Genomic DNA, 19,767 nt, shown 5'->3' with positions numbered 1-19,767 from the left:
GCGGATGCTGCGGCGCGAGCGTAATCCGAGGCAATCAGGCCGCGAGCACCTCGTCGGTCGTCACGACCCGGGCGAAGCCGCCCCCCGCGAGATTCACCGCGGTCGCGCGCGCGAGCTCGTCGGCCGTGAGGCGCAGTCCGCCGGGGCCTTCGAGATCGAAGGTGTGGGTGGCGTCGAGCGGCACGGTCACGTCGAAGCCGAGGTTGCCGGCCATGCGTGCGGTGGTCTCGACGCACATGTTGGTCTGGATGCCGCAGATGACGAGCTGGCGGATGCCGCGGGCTTCGAGCCATGCACCGAGGTCGGGCTGCCCGTAGAACGCCGAGTTCACGTGCTTCGTGACGAAGAGTTCGTGCGGCGCATCCGCCACGACGGGCTTCAGCGCGTTGCCGGGGGAGCCTGCCGCGAGGGGCGACCCCGTCGAGACGGAGTCGTGGCGCACGAGCACGATCGGCCGCGAGGCATCCGACCATGCCTCGACGAGGCGGCCGATGTTCGCCTCCGCCTCGGGGTTGTTGCGGGCGCCCCACACTGGGTCGTCGAAGGCCTGCTGCACGTCGATCACGATGAGGGCGGCGTTGACGTCGAAGCGGGCGGAGTCGAATGGCATGCCATCATCGTGCCCGATCTCGCGACCCGAGTTTCGAGAACAGGCGGATTTGGCCGGTTGGCCACGAGAACAGGCAGACACGCCACGCCACCGGGCGCGGATGCCTGTTTCGAAACGCGTTAAGGTGGGCGGATGGTCCGTGAGCACGCCGTCCTCGAACATGCGCTCCTGCCCGTCGTCCCGGGCCGTGAAGCCGAGTTCGAGGCGGCGTTCGCCGAAGCGAAGGCGATCATCGCGGGGATGCCGGGGTTCGTCGACCTGCGCTTGTCCCGCTCGATCGAGTCGCCGCACGAGTACCTCCTGCTCGTGCACTGGGAGAGCGTCGAGGCGCACGAGCTCGGCTTCCGCGGTTCGCCCGAGTACGAGCGGTGGCGGGCGTTGCTGCACGGGTTCTACGATCCGTTCCCGAGGGTCGAGCACTTCGCCGAGGTCACGCGCGTCGACTGAGACGAGCGGATGCCGCGGCATCCGCTGCCCTGCGCATTGCCTGCACGGGGCCTGCTCAGACGGCGTTGCTATCCTGTTGACAGGTCGCCGCGGAGTTCGAATCGCGCGGGCCCCGGACGAGGGATCAGTACCCGGAACGCGACAAGACTGGCCACGGGAGTGAACAAAATGGCTTGGGTCATCCTCATCGTGTCAGGCGTGCTCGAAGCCGTCTGGGCCACCGCACTCGGCAAGTCCGAGGGCTTCACGAAACTCTGGCCGTCGGTGATCTTCTTCGGCGCACTCGCCCTCTCGATGGGCGGCCTCGCGTGGGCGATGCGCGACATCTCGACCGGCACCGCCTACGCGGTGTGGGTCGGCATCGGCGCGGCGCTCACGGTCGTCTGGGCGATGATCACGGGCGATACGGATGTCTCGTGGATCAAGATCGCCCTACTCGTCGGGCTCATCGGCTGCGTCATCGGCCTCAAGTTCGTCGACGACGGCGCCGGGCACTAGTCGCGCCGGTTCGTCGCGGTTCAGTGGGCGAACAGTCCACCGTGTCAAAAATCATTGACATTGTGTCTACGGTGCTTTACATTCAGCATGTCAAAGGTTTTTGACATCGATCGAGTGCATCGGAGTGGACATGTCGTACGAAGAGAAGGGCACGTGGGTCTACCTCGTGGTCGCGATCACGGGGTACGTCGTGTACCTGTTCCTCGTCCTTCCAGAGATTCTGGGCGGGGTTCCGGTCGATGAGATCGACTACGTGCCTGCGATGCTCTGGACCATCGGCGGCGCGATCGTCGGGGCGATCGTCCTGCGCATCCTCGTCGAGATCGTGGCGCCGAGCGGCAGCACGCGCGGCGACGTGCGCGACAAGGAGATCGACCGGCTCGGCGAGCGCGTCGGCAACGCGTTCCTGGTGATCGGCATGCTGGTGGCTCTCGTGCTGGCGATGCTCGAGGCGCAGTGGTTCTGGATCGCCAACGTGATCTACCTCTGCTTCGTGCTCTCGGCGCTGCTGTCGAGCGTCACCAAGGTCGTCGTCTACCGCAAGGGGGTGCCGACGTGGTGAAGCCGACGAGCGTGACCAACGACATCCGCGCCCTGCGCTTTCGCCACGGCGAGATGACCCAGGCCGAGCTCGCCGAACGCATCGGCGTGACCCGCCAGACCGTCATCGCCATCGAACAGGGGCGCTACTCGCCCTCCCTCGAGATGGCCTTCCAGATCGCGCGGGTGTTCGGCGTCCCGCTCGACGACGTGTTCCAGTACCCGCGGAGCGAAGAGACGACAGAGAATGAGGAGACGGCGTCATGAGGGCAGCAGTGGTGGAACGGTACGGCGCGCCCGAGGTGGTGCGCCTGCGGGAGGTCGACGAGCCGGTCATCTCCGAACGCGATCTGCTCGTGCGTGTTGAGGCGACCACGGTCGGCCCGACCGACGGCGCGAACCGACTCGGGCACCCGGTTTACGCACGGCTCTTCTTCGGGCTCACGCGGCCGCGCCATCCGGTCTTCGGATACGACTTCGCCGGCGTGGTCGAACGCGTCGGGCCGGCCGTTCGGCGGTTCGCGCCCGGCGACCGCGTCTACGGTACGCTCGCGCCGTCGCCCGGTGCGCACGCCGAACGGGTGCGGATCGCGGAGGACGGCGTGGTCGCGCGGATCCCCGACGGTCTCGACGCGGCGGGTGCCGTCGCGATACTCGACAGCTTCTTCACGGCGATTCCGTTCCTGCGCAACGGCGGGCGTGTGCGCGCCGGTCAAACGGTGCTCGTGAACGGCGCATCCGGCGCGGTGGGCTCAGCCGCGGTGCAGTTCGCGAAGCACCTCGGTGCCGTCGTCGTCGGGGTGTGCAGCACCGGCCACGTCGATCTCGTTCGCTCCCTCGGCGCCGACGAAGTGATCGACTACACGCAAGAGGACTTCGCTCGTGCGACCGATCGCTACGACGTGATCTTCGACGCCGTGGGCAAGCGCTCGTTCGGCGCGTGCCGGCAGGCACTGACCCGCGACGGCATCTACCTCTCAACGGTGCCGTCTCCATCAGTGCTGCTCCGCACGAGGCGTGCGAAGTCGGCCGAGACCGGGCGGCGCGGCGGAATCCTGTTCACCGGCCTCCGCGCGGCCGCGGCGAAGTCGGCAGACCTGGTGCTCATCGGCGAGTTGGCCCAGTCCGGAGCGATCGTGCCCGTCATCGACCGCATCGTGCCGTTCGACGAGATCGCCGAAGCGCATCGCCGGGTCGACACCGGTCACAAGGCCGGAAACGTCGTCGTGGTGATGGCGCCCGCAGTGCCCGAAGAGTCCAAGCGGCCCGAGGCAGCATCATGAGGGCGATCATGCAGCACCGCTACGGCGGACCCGAGGTGCTCTCGCTCGGCGAGGTCGACACTCCGGTTCCAGCCGACGACGAGGTCCTCATCCGGGTGCAGGCCGTCGCGGTGAGCGCGGGCGACGCCCTCATCATGCGGGGAGTGCCGCGCGCTGTTCGTCTCGCATTCGGGCTGCGGCGGCCGAAGCAGCCGACGATCGGTCGGGATGTCGCGGGCGAAGTCGAGGCGGTCGGCGCACGGGTCACCCGCTTCCACGTCGGCGACGCCGTGTTCGCCGAGTCGAATCAGGGCGGCTACGCGGAGTTCGTCGCGGTACCGGAGCGATTCGTCGCGATGCGGCCGAGAACCGTCGACGCGATCCACGCGGCCGCCGTGCCGGTTTCGGGCACGACCGCACTGCAGGGACTCCGGCTCGCAGGCGTCGGGCCCGGCGCGCTCGTGCTCGTGAACGGCGCCTCTGGCGGCGTCGGCGGGTTCGCCGTGCAGCTCGCGAAGGCGATGGGCGCCGAGGTGACGGGCGTGTGCAGCGCTGCGAAGGCCGGGCACGTGCGCGCGATCGGAGCCGACCACGTCATCGACTACTCGAGCGAGGACTTCACCGCGAGTGAAGACCGCTACGACGTGATCTTCGACCTCGTCGCCGACCATCCGCTCGCCAGTGTTCGGCGCGCGCTCACGCCGCGCGGCACGCTCGTGCTCTCGTCGGGCACGGGCGGTGCGGTGTTCGGCCCGTTCGGACGCATCATCCGCGCATCCGTCGTGTCGATGTTCGGCTCCCAGCGGCTCCGGCCGCTCGCGGCCACGCGGAACAGCGACGACCTCGCCGAGCTCGCGCGCAGCATCGATGCGGGCGTGCTCTCACCCGTCGTCGACGACGTGTTCCCGCTCGCACGGGCCGCCGAGGCGGTCGCGCGGCTCGAGTCGGGCGCCGTGCGCGGCAAGGTGGTCATCGAGGTCTGAACCGCCCGGCAGGGCGGCACTGCGCATCACGCACCGCGCTTCAACCGAGCAGGACCGCGCCGTACGCGAGCGCCGCCACGAGCACCCACGACGTGAGCCCCACGACGAGCGCACGCCACCCCGTGCTCGCGAGTTCGCCGAGCCGGATCGACGCGCCGAGCGCGAAGAGCGCCATGGCCAGCAGCACGGTCTGCACCTGGTCGGCCCCGAAGAGCAGCCACTCGGGCAACGGAACGAACGTGTTCAGCAGCACGGCGGCGAGGAAGCCCGCCACGAAGAGCGGCACGATCGGGGGGCGCGGGCCCGAGGCATCCGTCGCCCTGCGCCGTTCGATCGCGGAAGTGATCGCGACCATCGGGGCGAGCATGAGCACCCGGGTGAGCTTCACGACGACGGCGACCGCGAGGGCCGCGGTGCCGGCGATCTGCGCGGTCGCGACCACCTGGCCCACATCGTGCACACCGGCGCCGACCCAGTGCCCGAACTGCAGGGTCGAGAGGCCGAGCGGATGCCACAGCGCCGGCAGCACCGCGATCGCGAGCGTGCCGCACAGGGTGACGAGCGCCACGGGCACCGCCTGCTCCTCGTCACGGGCACGCACGGCGGCGCCCATCGCACCGATCGCGGATGCGCCGCAGATCGAGAAGCCGCTCGCGATCAGGAGCGGCTGGTGCCCCGGCAGTCCCATCGCGCGTCCGAGGCCGATCGTGCCGACGAAGGTGAGCACCACGACGGCGACCGTCGTCGCGATCGACACCCAGCCGAGCGCGGCGATGTCGACGAGGCTGAGTTTCAGGCCGAGCAGTACGATGCCGACGCGCAGCAGGCCGCGCGCGGCGATCTTGAGGCCAGGTGCGAGTGCGCCCGTGAGCGCGGGTTGCACGGCCGGAATCTGCCCGACGACGATGCCGAGCGCGACCGCCGCGGTGAGGATCGGCACGGCGGGCAGCACCAGGTGAGCGAGCCACGCGATGAGTGCTGCGGATGCCGCGACGAGAAGTCCCGGCATCCGTTCACGCATGCTCCTACGCTAACCCCAGCTCGGCAGCCAGAAATGCAGCTGCCGGAACGTCGGGGTCACCGGCATGCCCGACCAGATCGGGAAGAAGAACGCGGAGACGAGCACCACGAACCCGAGGAAGACGACGACGACGGCGATGCCGCGCTCCCGACGCCAGCGGTGATCGTCGCGCCGGCCGAGAATCAGCCCGATCACGAACACGAGCGCGAGCACCGTGAAGGGCTCGAACGCGATCGAGTAGAACTGGAAGACGGTGCGATTCAAGTACATGAGCCACGGCAGGTACCCGGCCGCGAGCCCCACGAGGATCGCCCCGACCTGCCATTCCCGGTATCGCGCGAGCCGGTACACCAGGTAGACGGATGCCGCGGCCGCCGCCCACCAGATGAGCGGGTTGCCCACCTCGATGATCGACGACCAGCAGGTGTCGGCACCGCAGCCGCCCGAGCCGTCGTCGGTCGAGGAGAAGTACATGTTCGTCGGGCGGATCATGAAGAGCCAGGTGAGCGGGTTCGACTGCCACGGGTGCGGGCTGTGCACCCCGAGGTGATAGCCGTAGGCGGCCTCGTGGTAGTGCCAGAGACTCTGCAGGGCCAGCGGCACCCATGAGAACCAGCCGGTCGCGGCGTTGCCCGCCTCTTCTGCCCAGTGCCGGTAGTAGCCGCCGTCGGTGACCAGCCAGCCGGTCCACGAGGCGAGGTAGACGGCGGCCGCCACCGGTACGAGCAGCACGAACGTGACGGGCGCTTGCTTCAGCAGCGCGGCCGTCAGCCAGAACGGCACGCCGGCGCGACGTCGGGCGACGGCGTCGACGATGACGAGGTAGAGGCCGAACGCCGCGAGGAACCAGAGGCCCGACCACTTGACTGAACAGGCTGCGCCGAACGCGATGCCGGCGGCGACGATCCACGGGCGCGCCCAGAGTGCCGGTCCGTAATGCGGCTCGCGGCCGGCGGCGCGGGCATCGGCGAGCCGCGAGTCGAGCAGCCGTTTCGACCGGTCGCGATCGAGCAGCACGAACCAGAACCCGACGAGGGCGAAGAGCATGAGCCAGTTGTCGAGCAGGGCCACTCGCGACATCACGATCGCGTTGCCGTCGACCGCGAACAACAGACCCGCGATGACCGCGAGGATGGTCGAGGCGAAGAGGCGTCGTGCGACGAGGGTCATCAGGAACACCGCGATCGTGCCGGCCAGGGCCGTGGACGCCCGCCACCAGAACGCGTCGCCGGCGCCGAAGGCGGCCATGCCGAGCGAGATCATCCACTTGCCGAGCGGCGGATGCACGACGTAGGAGGGGGAGTCCTGGAAGATGCCGGTGTCGCCCGCCGCGAAGTCGGCGTCGGAGCCCTCGGGCCAGCTCGACTCGTAGCCGTTCTGCAGAAGCGTCCACGCGTCTTTCACGTAGTACGTCTCGTCGAAGATGATCGCGTGCGGATTGCCGAGGTTCCAGAACCGCAGCACGGCGGCGATAAGGGTCACGAGGATCGGACCGCCCCAGTACCAGAGCGCTCGGCGTCTCGGGGTGGAGAGCACCCGCCCCCACCAGTCGTCGAGTCGTGTGCCACGGGACTCCTCGACGAGGTCGAGGTCGGGACGGGTGTCTGGGTCGGGACGGGTGTCGGGGTCGAGTTCGGCGTCCGGGTCGAGCTCGGCGTCGGCTTCGATCTCGACGTCTGCGCCGAGTTCACCGTCGACGTCGATCTCGGTGCCGTCGGGCTGGCGATCGGCGTCGTCAGCACCCGACGCGGCCAGCACACTCATGCGCCCACCCTATCCGCGAGGACGGGGTGGGCGGTGAGCACATCGGGTGGACGAGGGGCGGTTGCCTGCGGCCCCGTCAGTTGTCGACGGTGATGTCGCCGACCGTCGTCTCGATGCGAACGACGGTCGTGGCGTCGGGGGTGTTCGGCGCATCGATCGACACGTCGTGATCGCCGCCTTCGCGTCGCCGTGCGCCGTCTCGAGCATGGCTCTGGCGGCCTCGGGGTCGGAGTCGAACTTGGCCTTGGCCATGCCGAGGGTCATCCACAGTGTTCGTGTGGGGGGAGACCCCCGCATCGCGACCCGGACCCGCACGCGGTGCGACACACTGGAGGCATGATCATCCTCGCGGCGACGCCCATCGGCAACCTCGGCGACGCCTCGGCGCGGCTGCGGGAGGCGCTCGAGACAGCCGTGGTCGTGGCATCCGAAGACACCCGAGTGACGCAGCGCCTGCTCGCGGGACTCGGCATCGCGAATCGGCCGCGACTCATCGCCCTGCACGAGCACAACGAGCGGCAGAAGTCGGCTGAGCTCGTCGAGCTCGCACGTGACGCCGACCTGCTCGTGTTGAGCGATGCGGGCATGCCGACGGTCTCCGACCCCGGGTTCCAGCTCGTCTCGGCCGCCGCGGCCGCCGAGGTGCGGGTGACCGTGATCCCCGGGCCGTCAGCAGTGGTCACGGCCCTGGCCGTCTCGGGGCTGCCGACCGACCGGTTCGCGTTCGAGGGGTTCCTGCCGCGAAAGGCGGGGGAGCGCAGTCGCCGACTCTCCGAGCTCGCCGGCGACCGGCGCACGCTCATCTTCTTCGAGGCGCCGTCCCGCCTCGCCGCGAGCCTCACCGCGCTCGCCGAATCGTTCGGTGCCGATCGGCCCGCGGCGGTCTGCCGCGAGCTCACGAAACTCTACGAAGAGGTGCGCCGCGGCCCGCTCGGCGAGCTCGCGACGTGGGCCGCGGCCGGCGTGCGCGGTGAGATCGTCATCGTCGTGGGCGGCGCGGCCGAACAACAGTCCGACCCTGAGCGCGCACTCGAGCGGGTTCTCGGGCTCGCGGCATCCGGAACCCGCCTGAAAGACGCCGCGGCCCTCGTGGCCTCCGAGAGCGGCCTCAGTACTCGTGACCTCTACGAGGCGGCGCTGCAGGCGCGCAAGCGCAGCTGAGAAGCGCACACCGCTTGCCCATTTCTTCCACTCACGCACAGTGAGCGGACGAACAGCACCTTCACGCACGAGAAGCAACCCGCACGCACAAACCGAAATCAAGGAATGAATCCATGCAGATCGCCTACTGGATCATCGCCGGGCTGCTCGCCCTGTTCTACGTGTACTCCGGTGGGAAGAAGGTGATCCAGAGTCGTGAACGACTGCAGCCGATGATGGGCTGGGTGCAGAGCGCCCCGATGCCGGTCGTGCGGGTCATCGGAGTTCTGGAGGTGCTCGCCGCGATCGGATTGATTCTGCCCCCGTTGACGGGCATCGCTCCGTGGCTGGCGATGGCGGCTGCTTCCGGACTCGTGCTGCTCCAGGCAGGCGGCATCACCCTCCACCTCGCCCGTGGGGAAGCCCGACAGATCGGCCTCAACGTCGCGCTCCTCGCTATCGCGGCACTCACGATCTGGCTCGGGACGATCTGAGTGCCGGCATAGGCACCGGCCCGCCGATCGGCCGCACCGATGCCCGCCCTGTCGGAATCGGCCCCGAAAGCGGACAATGGCAGTACCGCGAAGATCGGCAGTACCACACGGCGGTGGAGGTGCGACATGACTCACGATCTGACTCACGACGTTGCTCACGCGATCCGATTCTCCGGGTTCGGCGGGCCAGAGGTGCTCGAGGTGGTCGAAGTTCCGATGCCCGAGCCCGGCGAGGGCGAGGTGCTCGTCGAGGTGTTCGCGACGGGGCTCAACCCCGTCGAGAGCGGCATCAGGCGCGGCGAGCATCCTGAACGCTGGCCGGTGACCTTCCCGTCGTCGCAGGGCCAGGATCTCGCGGGCGTCGTCGTGGCGACGGGCCCCGCTGCCTCGGCGTTCTCGCGTGGTGATGAGGTCATGGGCTTCGTCGAACGCGGTGCGCACGCCACCCACGTCGCGGTGCCGGAACGACAGTTGCTGCCGAAGCCGCCCGAGCTGACCTGGGAGGTGGCCGGGTCACTCTACGTCGCCGGAACGACCGCCTGGTCGGCGGTCGAGGGGCTCGCGCTCGGTCCCTCCGACGCGGTCGTCATCACGGCGGCAGCGGGCGGCGTCGGATGCCTCGCCGCCCAGTTCGCCCGCATGCGCGGCGCCACGGTGATCGGCTCGAGTGCCGAGATGCGATTCGACTTCCTCCGGCAGTTCGGGGTGCTGCCCGTGGCGTATGGACCCGACCTCGCCGAACGGGTGCCGCCGATCGCTCCCGGACCGATCACGGGGTTCCTCGACTTCCTCGGCGGTCAGACCGAAGAGGCGATCGCGCTCGGCGTTCCCCGCTCCAGGATCCTCACGACCCTCGACTGGGACGCCGTCGAACAGGAGACGGCGGTGAAGGCGTACGCCGGAGACGTCGTGGCCCTCGGCAGGGTCGCCGCGCTCGTCGCTGCCCGGCGCGTGCGGTTGCCGATCGCCGATATCTTTCCGCTCGACTCCGCCGCCGACGCGTTTCGCGCCCTCGACCGCCGTGAGGCGCCGGGCAAGATCGTGATCGGGCTGCGCATTGTCAGCTACGCCAGCCAGCGTGTGCATGAGCCGGCGATCAAGGAACAGGATGTGACGCTCGGCGTGCCCACGCCGCACGAGCATCTCGAGGTCGAGGAGGCGGTGCCGCCCGCCATCCTCGACGGGAGCGTTCGCCGCCGTCGCCGCGAGCAGCGGCAGGCGGAGAGCGGGTCTCGGGCCGAGTAGGGGAGCGCGCGAGCCGTCGGGCTCGCACGTCGTCGTAACCGGAACCCCGGGACATCCGCTCGCCCATAGGATTGGGGGTATGGCCGACGGCTCCTCGTTCTATATCACCACGCCCATTTTCTATGTGAATGACGTGCCCCACATCGGGCACGCCTACACCGAGGTGGCCGCCGACGTGCTCGCGCGCTGGCACCGCCAGGCGGGCGAAGACACGTGGATGCTCACGGGCACCGACGAGCACGGCCAGAAGATCCTGCGCACGGCGACCGCCAACGGCGTGACGCCGAAGGAGTGGGCCGACAAGCTCGTCGCCGAAGCGTGGAAGCCGCTCCTCAAGACGGTCGACATCGCGAACGACGACTTCATCCGCACGACCGATGTGCGCCACGAGGCCAGCGTGCAGAAGTTCCTGCAGAAGCTCTACGACGACGGCCACATCTACGCCGGCGAATACGACGGCTACTACTGCGTCGGCTGCGAGGAGTACAAGCAGCAGTCAGAGCTCGTTCCGGGCACGGGGGAGTACGAGGGGCAGCTCGTCTGCGCGATCCACTCGAAGCCCGTCGAACTGCTGCACGAGAAGAACTACTTCTTCCGCATGTCGGCGTTCGCCGATCAGCTGCTCGCGCTCTACGAGGAGCGGCCCGATTTCGTGCAGCCCGAGTCGGCGCGCAACGAGGCGGTCTCCTTCGTGAGCCGGGGCCTCTCCGACATCTCGATCTCGCGCTCGACGTTCGACTGGGGCGTGACGGTGCCATGGGACGAGACCCATGTCTTCTACGTCTGGTTCGATGCCCTGCTGAACTACATCACCGCGGTCGGCTACGGCGAAGACGAGGCTGAGTTCGCCAGGCGGTGGCCCGCGCAGCACATCATCGGCAAAGACATCCTGCGCTTCCACGCCGTCATCTGGCCGGCCATGCTGCTCGCGGGCGGCCTCGAGGTGCCCCGCGGCGTGTTCGCGCACGGCTGGCTCCTCGTCGGCGGCGAGAAGATGTCGAAGTCCAAGCTCACGGGCATCGCCCCCGAGCAGATCACCGAGACCTTCGGCTCCGACGCGTTCCGCTACTACTTCCTGCGCGCGATCGCGTTCGGGCAAGACGGCTCCTTCTCGTGGGAAGACCTGGCTGCCCGCTACCAGGCCGAACTCGCGAACGGCTTCGGCAACCTCGCCTCGCGCGTCGTCGCGATGATCAACCGCTACTGCGACGGCGTCGTGCCGTCGGCCGGTACCTTGACGGCAGCCGACATCGAGATCGCCGGCGTCGAGCACCGGGCGACGGATGCCTCTTGGGAGGCCATCGGTCGTCTCGCGATCCACGACGCGATCGGCGCGGCCTGGGAGCTCGTCGATGCGCTGAACGGCTACCTCACGATCGAGGAGCCGTGGACTCTCGCGAAGGATCCCGCCGAGCGCGATCGACTCGAGACGGTGCTCGCCACCGCCTATCACGGCCTCGGTACTCTCGCCGTGCTGCTCTCGCCGGTGCTGCCGGTCGCGACGGCCAAGCTGTGGACCGCGCTCGGCGGCCCCGGCACCGTGCAGGAGCAGCGCGTCGACCAGGCGAACGAGTGGTCGCTCGGCACGCAGGTGGCGCAGCTCGAGGCGCTCTTCCCGCGCGTCGAGGTCGCGGAGTGACTTTGCTCCCCGGGCCTGGTGAAGGGGCGGCGCACCTCAGGGTTCGCCGCCCTTCGACAGGCTCGGGGAGCAATCGGGCCGCCGAGTATCCGCCGCCGCCCGAGCCGCTGCCCGTCGCGGTCTACGACAACCACACGCACTTGGAGATCGCCGACGGCGCGCTCCCGCTCGACGTGCACGAGCACCTCGAGCGCGCGGCATCCGTCGGCATCGCAGGCGCTGTGCAGGTCGGCACGGATGTCGCGACGAGCCGCTGGTCGGCCCAGGTCGCCGCGCGTGAGCCCCGACTGCTCGCCGCGGTCGCACTGCACCCGAACGAGGCGCCCGAGCTCGAAGAGGCGGGCACGCTCGACGATGCTCTCGCCGTGATCGACAGGCTCGCAGCCATGCCGCGAGTGCGCGCCATCGGCGAGACCGGACTCGATTTCTTCCGCACCGGTGAAGAGGGTCGTGGTGCGCAGTTCCGCTCCTTCGAGGCGCACCTCGACATCGCGAAACGGCACGGGCTCGCACTGCAGATCCACGATCGCGACGCGCACGACGAAGTCGTGTCGACGCTGCGCCGCGTCGGCGCGCCCGAGCGCACGGTCTTCCACTGCTTCTCGGGCGGCGAAGAACTCGCCCGACTCGCGGCGGCCGAAGGCTGGTATCTCTCGTTCGCCGGAAACGTCACCTTCAAGAACGCCGAGACCCTGCGTGAGGCGCTCAGGGTCGCCCCTCGCGACCGCATCTTGGTCGAGACGGATGCCCCATATCTCACGCCCGTGCCGCTGCGCGGGCGCCCGAATGCGCCGTATCTCGTGCCTCACACGGTGCGATTCATGGCCGAGGTGCTCGGAGCCGAGCTCGACGAGTTCTGCGCGCAACTCGCGTCGAACACCGTGCGCGTGTACGGCTCGTGGCATGATGAGCCCGTGGTGGGGGCTGCAGTATGAACGCGCATCGGCATGAGGGCGAGGGTGTCGCGGTGTCGCCGCGCTTGCTCGGACCGGCCGAGATCCGCGATCTCGCCGAGTTGCTCGACGTCACGCCCACGAAGAAGCTCGGCCAGAACTTCGTGCATGATGCCAACACCGTGCGTCGCATCGTGCAGACGGCCGGCGTGCGCTCCGGGGAGACCGTGCTCGAGATCGGCCCCGGGCTCGGCTCTCTGACGCTCGGGCTGCTCGAGGTCGGGGCAACCGTCATCGCCGTCGAGATCGACAAGCGCCTCGCCGCCCAGCTGCCGCATACCGCCGACATCATGCAGCCGGGCACGTCGCTCACGGTCGTGACCGAAGACGCGATGCGCGTCACCGAACTGCCGGGCGAGCCCGTGCGACTCGTCGCCAACCTGCCGTACAACATCTCGGTGCCCGTGCTGCTGCACCTGCTCGAGCACTTCGACTCGCTGCAGTCGGGCATCGTGATGGTGCAGGCCGAGGTCGGGTACCGGCTCGCGGCCGAGCCCGGCTCGAAGGTCTACGGCGCGCCGAGCGTCAAGGCCTCCTGGTACGGACGCTGGCGCACGGCAGGCCAGGTCTCGCGCATGGTGTTCTGGCCGGTGCCGAACGTCGACTCGGTACTCGTCGGCTTCGAGCGAGCGGATGTCCCCGGCACAGAGGCCGAGCGTGTTGCCACGTTCCGGCTCGTCGACGCGGCGTTCCAGCAGCGGCGCAAGATGCTGCGGCAGTCGCTTTCGTCGGTCCTCGGCGGCACCGCAGCGCTGGCCTCGGCGGTGCTCGAGGCAGCCGGCGTCGCCCCGCAGGAGCGCGGCGAACAGCTCACGGTCGCCGACTTCCTCCGCATCGCCCGCGCGGCCTGATCACGCGCTAGCGTGGTGCCGTGGGGAAGCAGGGTGGGGTAGGGGTGTCGAGTCGGTCGGTTAGCGTGGACTCATGACGATCGCGGCGACCGACGAGGCAGTGCACGTTCGGGCGCCCGGCAAGATCAACGTCTTCATGCGCGTCGGCGCGGTGCAGGCCGACGGCTATCACGACGTCGCCACCGCCTACCAGGCGGTCTCGCTGTACGAAGATGTGCGCGCCTGGCCCGACGATGAATTCAGCGTGACCTTCGGCGGCAGTGTCGATGCCTCGGGTCTGCCCACCGGCCGCTCCAACCTGGCGATCAAGGCCGCGAAGCTCTTGGCCCGCACCGCAGGCGTGCCGGGCGGTGTGCATCTCGAGATCGACAAGCACGTGCCGATCGCCGGCGGCATGGGCGGCGGGTCGGCGGATGCCGCGGCCACCCTCGTCGCGTGCGACGCCCTCTGGGGCACCGCACTTGCCAAAGAGGAACTGCACGCCCTCGCGGCGAAGCTCGGCGCCGACGTGCCCTTCGCCCTCTCGGGCGGCACCGCCATCGGTACGGGGCGGGGCGATCGCCTGAGCCCCGCGCTTGCGACCGGTTCGTTCCACTGGGTGCTCGCCGTCGCCGAGTTCGGGCTGTCGACGCCGGCGGTCTACCGCGAGCTCGATCACCAACGGGAATCCCGCCTCACCCTCGTGCCCGACGGCACGCCACCCGTCGTCGACACGGCGGTACTGCATGCACTCCGGGCGGGCGATGCCGCACGCCTGGCCGAGTCGTTGCACAACGACCTGCAGGCGGCGGCACTGAGTCTCGCGCCCGGGCTCGGGGGGATCCTCGAACTGGGCGAGGCGCATGGGGCGCTCGCCGGACTCGTCTCCGGGTCGGGGCCGACGGTCGCGTTCCTCGTCGAAGACACGGACGCCGCCCTCGAGCTGCAGGTCGCACTCTCCGCCGCTCGGCTCAACGCGGTGCACGTGCACGGGCCGGTGCACGGGGCGCGCATCATCTAGGTGCACTGGCCAGAGCGTGTCCTCTGATGTGCAGGGCCGGATGAGGATCGCGGCCGCGCCCAGTCAGGGGCGGCGAGCCCTTCGGAACCCGTTCAGGGCGCTCCATCCTGTGAGCGCGATCGTGCCGGCCACCAGGCACACCGCGATCACGCGCTGCGCGTCGAGATCGATGTCGATGAACTCCACGAACGACGGGTCGAAGAGCCGTCCGGTCACCGTCAGGCCGATGATGAGCACCGCCCACGCGGTCGCGATCACGGCGTTCAGGACGGCGGCGCCGATCGTCCACCGGCCGAACGCCCGCGCCCGCGCCGTCACGAGCGCCCCGGCGGCGATCAGCACGATGCCGAGGATCAAGCTCCACGGCCAGAGCACCGGGTCGAGCACCGACATCCGCCCGACGTCCGGGATATCCCACGGCACGCTGACGAAGACGAGCCCGGCCACCGCCAGGACCACCCCGACGATGCCCACCACCCGCTCGGCGCGGCTCGACGGCTTTCCCTCGTTCGGGTCACGGGCCGGGAGGGAGTCGACCGTCCACGGTCCGACCGGCGCATCGGCTCGGTCCAGCTTGACGTAGGTGATCGTGGTGATGGTGAAGATCCACGCTCCTGCGGTGAGCGTGATGCCGACCATCGGCCCGACGATCCCCCAGAAAGGTCTGCCCTCGACGGCGAAGCCGATCGCCACCCCGAGCGCGACGGCCGGCAGTGCGCTCCAGAGGATGATCCGCAGGATCCGCCGCCACGTCGGGTACCACCGAGGGCCGAGGAGGTGAAGGGGTCGGTCGGCGTAGCCGGCGGCGAGGACGGCGGGGTCGCCGAGCCCGTTCAGCACCGCCTTCTCGGCGGCGGCCGGCTCTTCGCCCTGCTCGATGCGATCGTCGATCTGGTCGCGGATAGACGCCCGCAGCTCGTCGGCGTGGTCGTCGCGCCCGTCGACCGGCATCGTTCTCGTCGCTGCTTCGACGTAGCGTTCGGTGTACTCGTCCCTGGTGATCGGTTCGCGGGTCATCTCGGTTCTCTCTCGGTCAGTCGGCCAGCGCGTCGATGGCCCGGGTCAGCGCGCGCCAGTCGGAGGTCAGCGTGTCGGCGAGGCGGTCCCCCGCATCGGAGGTGCGGTAGAACTTGCGGGGCCGGGTCTCGTCGGTGTCCCACTCGCTTGTCAGGCAGCCCTGCTTCTCGAGCCGGCGCAGCAGGGGGTACAGCGTGCTCGCGTCGGTCTCGAAGCCGCGCACAGCGAGGTCTTCGAGCAGCCCGTAGCCGTATCCGGGCGTTCGCAGGATCCGCAGACACGCGAGGACCACGGTGCCGCGCCGCAGCTCGTGGCGGTGCGTCTCGGATCCCTCTGGCGCGCTCATGCCGACGATATTACTGTGCGTCACACACTATTGCAACTGAACCCAGTAATGCCGAAGGCGGGTCTCTCTCTCGGCGTAGCCAGCCGCCACCGTAACGGGAGAGACGTCTAGTCGTTGGGGGACCCGCTGGCACCCCGGCCCCTGCCGCGCCGCCGCTGGCTCGGGTCGGTGAGCCAGGGGAGGGGGAAGGCCCCGTTGGGCGCATACACGTCGGTACCCGGCGGCACGACCTCGTCGATGCGATCGAGCACGTCGTCGTCGAGCTCGACCCCGACCGATTCGAGCAATGATTCGAGCTGCGACATGGTGCGCGGCCCCAGGATGACCGAGGTGACTGCGCGGTGGGCGAGCGGGAACGCGACAGCCAGTGCAGGTAGCGACGTGCCGAGCTCTTCTGCGATCGGGAGCAGCTGTTCGACGACGTCGAGCTTGCGTGCCGTGATGGGCTCGTCCGGATCGAACCAAGCGGGGCGGAGAGCGGCGCGCCCTTCGGGGGCCGGGGTGCTCATGCCGCGCCGATATCGCCCGGTGAGGAACCCGAACGCGAGCGGGCTCCAGGTCAGCACCCCCATTCCCCAACGCTCCGCGACGGGCAGCACGTCGCGCTCGATGCCGCGCGCCAGGATGTTGTAGGGCGGCTGCTCGGTGCGGAACCGCATGAGGCCGCGTGCTCCGGCGACCCGGTGCGACTCGACGATCTCGTGGGCGGCGAACGTCGAGCAGCCGAAAGCGCGGATCTTCCCGGCATGAACGAGATCGGTGAGTACCCCGAGCGTCTCCTCGATGTCGGTGTCGAAGTCGGGTCGGTGCACCTGGTAGAGGTCGAGGTAGTCCGCGCCGAGGCGGGTCAGGCTGGCCTCCACAGCGCGGACCAGGTGGCGCCGGGAATTGCCGCTGCGGTTGCGTCCTTCCTCGAGCGCGAAGTGCCCCTTCGTCGCGAGGATCACGTCATCGCGGCGACCGCGAAGTGCTTCGCCGACGATGATCTCGGACTCCCCGCCCGAGTACATGTCGGCGGTGTCGACGAAGTTGATGCCCCGATCGAGCGCGGCGTGGATGATCCGCACGCACTCGTCGTGATCGGCATTGCCGGCAGACCCGAACATCATGGTGCCGAGCGCGAATCGGGACACCGTCATGCCGGTTCGACCGAGCGTGGTGTATGTCATACCGGCTTCGGTCGTACCGGAGTCGGTCATCTCAGAGCTGCCCATGTGAGGAAGATATCTCCGCAAGGAGAGTTGCGCAAATACGCTTGCGGAATCTGTAGACTCGAAGCATGCAGCACGTGGAGTCAGATCAGGAGGACCCAGGGGATGTGCGGACCATCGACGATGTGCGTGCGCTCGCGGCGCTCGCACATCCCGTGCGCTCGCGCCTCGTCGATGCCCTGGCCGTCGACGGAGACTCGACCACCGGCGCACTTGCCAGTGCGCTCGGCGTGGCGACCGGCAGCGTGTCGCACCACCTGAAGGTGCTCACCGACGCGGGACTCGTCGCCCGCGCCCCGCAGGATCCGTCAGACCTCCGTGAGCGTCATTGGAAGCTCGTGAGTCGCGGTATGCGCTGGTCCGCAGGCCAGTTCCGCGACCGCCCGGCCGCAGAGTTCGCCGCGTCATCTGCAGATGCCGTCATGCTCGAGCGGCAGTTCGATCGGGCACGTGAATTCGTCGAGTCCGCTGAGCCGCCATGGGACGACGTCGCGGTCTCCGGGCACTACTGGCTCCGCCTGAACGCGGAAGAGCTCGCGGAGCTCGGCCGACAGCTCGACGAGCTCTTCCTGTCGTGGCGCCGACGCGACATTCCCGACGACGGCACGGACCGCCGCGCGGTGCACGGCTTCGCGCACGTGTTCCCTTCGCGGCCCTGACCGCCCAGAGGCAGCAGGGAACGCGCGGGCGCAGCAGGAATGCCCAGTCTCGGCAGGAATGCCCAGTCTCGGCAGGAATGCGCAGGCTCGGCAGGAATGCGCAGGCTCAACAACCTCCCGGGACATCACAGCTAGGCTCGTCAGGACATGGCACATCTCCTCGGCGCCGAGCGCCTGCACCTCGAATTCCCGACGCGAGTGGTCTTCGACGAGGTGACCCTGGGCATCGACGAGGGCGATCGCATCGGCGTCGTCGGCCGCAACGGCGACGGCAAGTCCACGCTCCTGAAGCTTCTCGACGGCCGTCTCGATCCCGACGGCGGTCGGGTCACGCGCCGTCGCGGCATCCGCATCGGCACGCTCGATCAGGCCGACGTGGTCGACCCTGGCAAGACGGTCGCCGAGTTCGTCGTCGGCGGCATCGAAGAGCACGTGTGGGCGGGCGACGCGAAGGTGCGCGACGTCATCGCGGGCCTCCTCGGCGATGTGCCCTGGCACGGACAGATCGCGAACCTCTCGGGCGGGCAGCGCCGACGCGTCGGTCTCGCGGCACTGCTCGTCGGCGATTGGGATGTCGTGTTCCTCGACGAGCCGACGAACCACCTCGATGTCGAGGGCATCGCCTGGCTCGCCGGGCATTTGAAGCGCCGTTGGGCGACCGATTCCGGCGCCCTCGTCGTCGTGACCCACGACCGGTGGTTCCTCGACGAGGTGTGCACCGACACGTGGGAGGTGCACGACGGCATCGTCGAACCCTTCGAGGGCGGCTACGCGGCGTATGTGCTGCAACGGGTCGAACGCGATCGCTCAGCCGCGGCATCCGAAGCCAAGCGCCAGAACCTCATGCGCAAGGAACTCGCGTGGTTGCGAAGAGGTGCGCCGGCGCGCACCTCGAAGCCGAAGTTCCGCATCGACGCGGCGAACGAGCTCATCGAGAACGAGCCGCCGGTGCGCAACAAGGTCGAGCTCGACCGTCTCGCCGTCTCGCGTCTCGGCAAAGACGTCGTCGACCTGCTCGACGTCACGGTGCAGTTCCCGATGATGGATGTCGCGACCGGCGCCCCAGCGACACGGACCGTGCTGCGCGATATCGAGTGGCGCATCGCGCCCGGTGAGCGCACCGGCATCCTGGGCGTCAACGGCGCCGGCAAGTCGACCCTCCTCGGGCTCGTGACGGGCGCGGTGCAGCCGACGACGGGGCAGGTGAAGCGCGGCAAGACGGTGCGCATCGCCACGCTCAGCCAAGAGCTGAACGAACTCACCGAATGGGCCGACATGCGGGTCTCCGCGGTCGTCGCAGAGCAGCGCTCGAGCTATCAGGTGGGCGACAAAGAGATGACGCCTGGCCAGCTCCTCGAGCGGCTCGGCTTCACGACTGCGCAGCTGTCGACGCCCGTGAAGAATCTGTCGGGCGGCCAGAAGCGCCGCCTGCAGCTCTTGCTGATCCTCTTGCAGGAGCCGAACGTGCTGATCCTCGACGAGCCCACCAACGATCTCGACACCGACATGCTCGCCGCGATCGAGGACCTGCTCGACTCGTGGCCGGGCACCCTGCTCGTCGTTTCGCACGACCGGTACCTCATCGAGCGGGTCACCGACCGGCAGTTCGCCATTCTCGACGGGCACCTGCGCGACCTGCCGCGCGGCGTCGAGCAGTACCTCGAGCTGCGCAAGGCGTCGCTCGCTGAGCCTGTCGAAGCGAGCGAGGGCGGCGCGAAGCCCCCTTCGACGAGCTCAGGGAGCACAGCTCCGGCAGCTCCGGCAGCCCTCGCCGGCGCCGACCGGCGCAACGCCGAGAAGGAGCTCGCCTCGATCGACCGCAAGCTCGAGAAACTGGCGTCCCAGATCGCGCTGCAGCACGAGAAGCTCGCGGTGCACGACCAGGGCGACTACGTCGGATTGGCAGCGCTCGGCGACTCGTTGCGTGAGCTCGAGGCATCCGTCGCCGACCTCGAGACCCGCTGGCTCGAAGTTTCCGAGTCGCTCGAGGCGTGACGTCGCAGAAGCTGTGACGATCTATGACCCGACTGGCGAGCGGGTAGAGGATCTTCGTTTACCGTAGTGATGCACCCGCGATCGCGGCATCG

At 69.1% G+C, this 19,767-nt stretch carries 21 protein-coding genes and 1 riboswitch; of the genes, 15 read left to right on the top strand and 6 right to left on the bottom strand.

What is annotated here, in order from left to right; all coding sequences use genetic code 11:
- Nucleotides 1–34: 34 nt before the first annotated feature.
- Nucleotides 35–610 (bottom strand): cysteine hydrolase family protein, encoded by a 576-nt coding sequence (locus AC1C2R_RS20340; protein ID WP_495381082.1) that lies wholly within the window; start codon nt 608–610, stop codon nt 35–37.
- A 132-nt stretch (nt 611–742) separates the two neighbouring features.
- On the opposite strand from AC1C2R_RS20340, the gene AC1C2R_RS20335 reads away from it, so the two are divergent.
- The 6 genes from AC1C2R_RS20335 to AC1C2R_RS20310 all read left to right on the top strand — a co-directional run bounded on the left by AC1C2R_RS20335 (nt 743) and on the right by AC1C2R_RS20310 (nt 4,340).
- Nucleotides 743–1,057 carry an antibiotic biosynthesis monooxygenase family protein gene (locus AC1C2R_RS20335; RefSeq protein ID WP_495381081.1) on the top strand — a complete coding sequence of 105 codons (315 nt, stop codon included), beginning with the start codon at nt 743–745 and terminating at the stop codon, nt 1,055–1,057.
- A gap of 89 nt (nt 1,058–1,146) precedes the next feature.
- Nucleotides 1,147–1,213, top strand: a riboswitch (guanidine-III (ykkC-III) riboswitch).
- A gap of 12 nt (nt 1,214–1,225) precedes the next feature.
- Nucleotides 1,226–1,555, top strand: a complete 330-nt coding sequence (locus AC1C2R_RS20330; protein WP_495353287.1) for a DMT family transporter — start codon at nt 1,226–1,228, stop codon at nt 1,553–1,555.
- Nucleotides 1,556–1,685: 130 nt separating this feature from the next.
- Nucleotides 1,686–2,117, top strand: coding sequence for a hypothetical protein (locus AC1C2R_RS20325; protein WP_495353288.1), 432 nt, complete (start codon nt 1,686–1,688; stop codon nt 2,115–2,117).
- Nucleotides 2,111–2,362: a helix-turn-helix transcriptional regulator gene (locus AC1C2R_RS20320; RefSeq protein ID WP_495353289.1), complete on the top strand. Its 252-nt coding sequence runs from the start codon at nt 2,111–2,113 to the stop codon at nt 2,360–2,362. The genes AC1C2R_RS20325 and AC1C2R_RS20320 overlap by 7 nt, the downstream gene beginning before the upstream one ends.
- Complete coding sequence (locus AC1C2R_RS20315) at nt 2,359–3,378, top strand: NAD(P)-dependent alcohol dehydrogenase (RefSeq protein WP_495381080.1); 1,020 nt, start codon at nt 2,359–2,361, stop codon at nt 3,376–3,378. Before AC1C2R_RS20320 ends, AC1C2R_RS20315 begins: the two co-directional genes overlap by 4 nt.
- Nucleotides 3,375–4,340 carry an NAD(P)-dependent alcohol dehydrogenase gene (locus AC1C2R_RS20310; protein WP_495381079.1) on the top strand — a complete coding sequence of 322 codons (966 nt, stop codon included), beginning with the start codon at nt 3,375–3,377 and terminating at the stop codon, nt 4,338–4,340. The genes AC1C2R_RS20315 and AC1C2R_RS20310 overlap by 4 nt, the downstream gene beginning before the upstream one ends.
- 40 nt (nt 4,341–4,380) lie before the next feature.
- Here the strand turns inward: AC1C2R_RS20310 and AC1C2R_RS20305 are convergent, their stop codons facing one another.
- The gene (locus AC1C2R_RS20305) at nt 4,381–5,361 is read right to left on the bottom strand and encodes a YeiH family protein (RefSeq protein WP_495381078.1); all 981 of its coding nucleotides are present in this window, start codon (nt 5,359–5,361) and stop codon (nt 4,381–4,383) included.
- Nucleotides 5,362–5,370: 9 nt separating this feature from the next.
- Nucleotides 5,371–7,125, bottom strand: a complete 1,755-nt coding sequence (locus tag AC1C2R_RS20300) for a dolichyl-phosphate-mannose--protein mannosyltransferase (protein WP_495381077.1) — start codon at nt 7,123–7,125, stop codon at nt 5,371–5,373.
- A gap of 336 nt (nt 7,126–7,461) precedes the next feature.
- Between AC1C2R_RS20300 and rsmI the strand changes: the two genes are divergently transcribed.
- The 7 genes from rsmI (at nt 7,462) to AC1C2R_RS20265 (ending at nt 14,447) form a co-directional block, all read left to right on the top strand.
- On the top strand, nt 7,462–8,286 hold the full coding sequence (gene rsmI, locus AC1C2R_RS20295; RefSeq protein WP_495381076.1) for a 16S rRNA (cytidine(1402)-2'-O)-methyltransferase: 825 nt from the start codon (nt 7,462–7,464) through the stop codon (nt 8,284–8,286).
- A gap of 113 nt (nt 8,287–8,399) precedes the next feature.
- On the top strand, nt 8,400–8,759 hold the full coding sequence (locus tag AC1C2R_RS20290; RefSeq protein WP_495381075.1) for a DoxX family protein: 360 nt from the start codon (nt 8,400–8,402) through the stop codon (nt 8,757–8,759).
- A gap of 126 nt (nt 8,760–8,885) precedes the next feature.
- Entirely contained in the window at nt 8,886–10,004 is a 1,119-nt protein-coding gene (locus tag AC1C2R_RS20285) for an NADP-dependent oxidoreductase (protein ID WP_495381074.1), read from the top strand.
- 79 nt (nt 10,005–10,083) lie between these two features.
- Nucleotides 10,084–11,643, top strand: coding sequence for a methionine--tRNA ligase (metG, locus tag AC1C2R_RS20280; protein WP_495381073.1), 1,560 nt, complete (start codon nt 10,084–10,086; stop codon nt 11,641–11,643).
- A complete protein-coding gene (locus AC1C2R_RS20275; protein ID WP_495353298.1) occupies nt 11,640–12,578 on the top strand; it encodes a TatD family hydrolase in 939 nt (312 codons plus the stop codon). The genes metG and AC1C2R_RS20275 overlap by 4 nt, the downstream gene beginning before the upstream one ends.
- Entirely contained in the window at nt 12,575–13,447 is an 873-nt protein-coding gene (gene rsmA / locus AC1C2R_RS20270) for a 16S rRNA (adenine(1518)-N(6)/adenine(1519)-N(6))-dimethyltransferase RsmA (protein WP_495353299.1), read from the top strand. The genes AC1C2R_RS20275 and rsmA overlap by 4 nt, the downstream gene beginning before the upstream one ends.
- A gap of 73 nt (nt 13,448–13,520) precedes the next feature.
- A complete protein-coding gene (locus AC1C2R_RS20265) occupies nt 13,521–14,447 on the top strand; it encodes a 4-(cytidine 5'-diphospho)-2-C-methyl-D-erythritol kinase (RefSeq protein WP_495353300.1) in 927 nt (308 codons plus the stop codon).
- A 63-nt stretch (nt 14,448–14,510) separates the two neighbouring features.
- Here AC1C2R_RS20265 and AC1C2R_RS20260 read toward each other — a convergent pair whose 3' ends face one another.
- From AC1C2R_RS20260 to AC1C2R_RS20250, 3 genes are all read right to left on the bottom strand, one after another.
- Entirely contained in the window at nt 14,511–15,464 is a 954-nt protein-coding gene (locus AC1C2R_RS20260; protein ID WP_495353301.1) for a permease prefix domain 1-containing protein, read from the bottom strand.
- A gap of 16 nt (nt 15,465–15,480) precedes the next feature.
- Nucleotides 15,481–15,810 carry a PadR family transcriptional regulator gene (locus AC1C2R_RS20255; RefSeq protein WP_495353302.1) on the bottom strand — a complete coding sequence of 110 codons (330 nt, stop codon included), beginning with the start codon at nt 15,808–15,810 and terminating at the stop codon, nt 15,481–15,483.
- 107 nt (nt 15,811–15,917) lie between these two features.
- Nucleotides 15,918–17,024 (bottom strand): aldo/keto reductase, encoded by a 1,107-nt coding sequence (locus AC1C2R_RS20250; protein WP_495381072.1) that lies wholly within the window; start codon nt 17,022–17,024, stop codon nt 15,918–15,920.
- 65 nt (nt 17,025–17,089) lie between these two features.
- Between AC1C2R_RS20250 and AC1C2R_RS20245 the strand changes: the two genes are divergently transcribed.
- Both AC1C2R_RS20245 and AC1C2R_RS20240 read left to right on the top strand, forming a co-directional pair.
- Complete coding sequence (locus tag AC1C2R_RS20245) at nt 17,090–17,680, top strand: ArsR/SmtB family transcription factor (RefSeq protein WP_495381071.1); 591 nt, start codon at nt 17,090–17,092, stop codon at nt 17,678–17,680.
- A gap of 147 nt (nt 17,681–17,827) precedes the next feature.
- Complete coding sequence (locus AC1C2R_RS20240; RefSeq protein ID WP_495381070.1) at nt 17,828–19,675, top strand: ABC-F family ATP-binding cassette domain-containing protein; 1,848 nt, start codon at nt 17,828–17,830, stop codon at nt 19,673–19,675.
- Nucleotides 19,676–19,767 lie beyond the last annotated feature (92 nt).

Source organism: Agromyces sp. Y182 (assembly GCF_059445385.1).
This window is presented reverse-complemented; position numbering and strand designations above follow the sequence as displayed.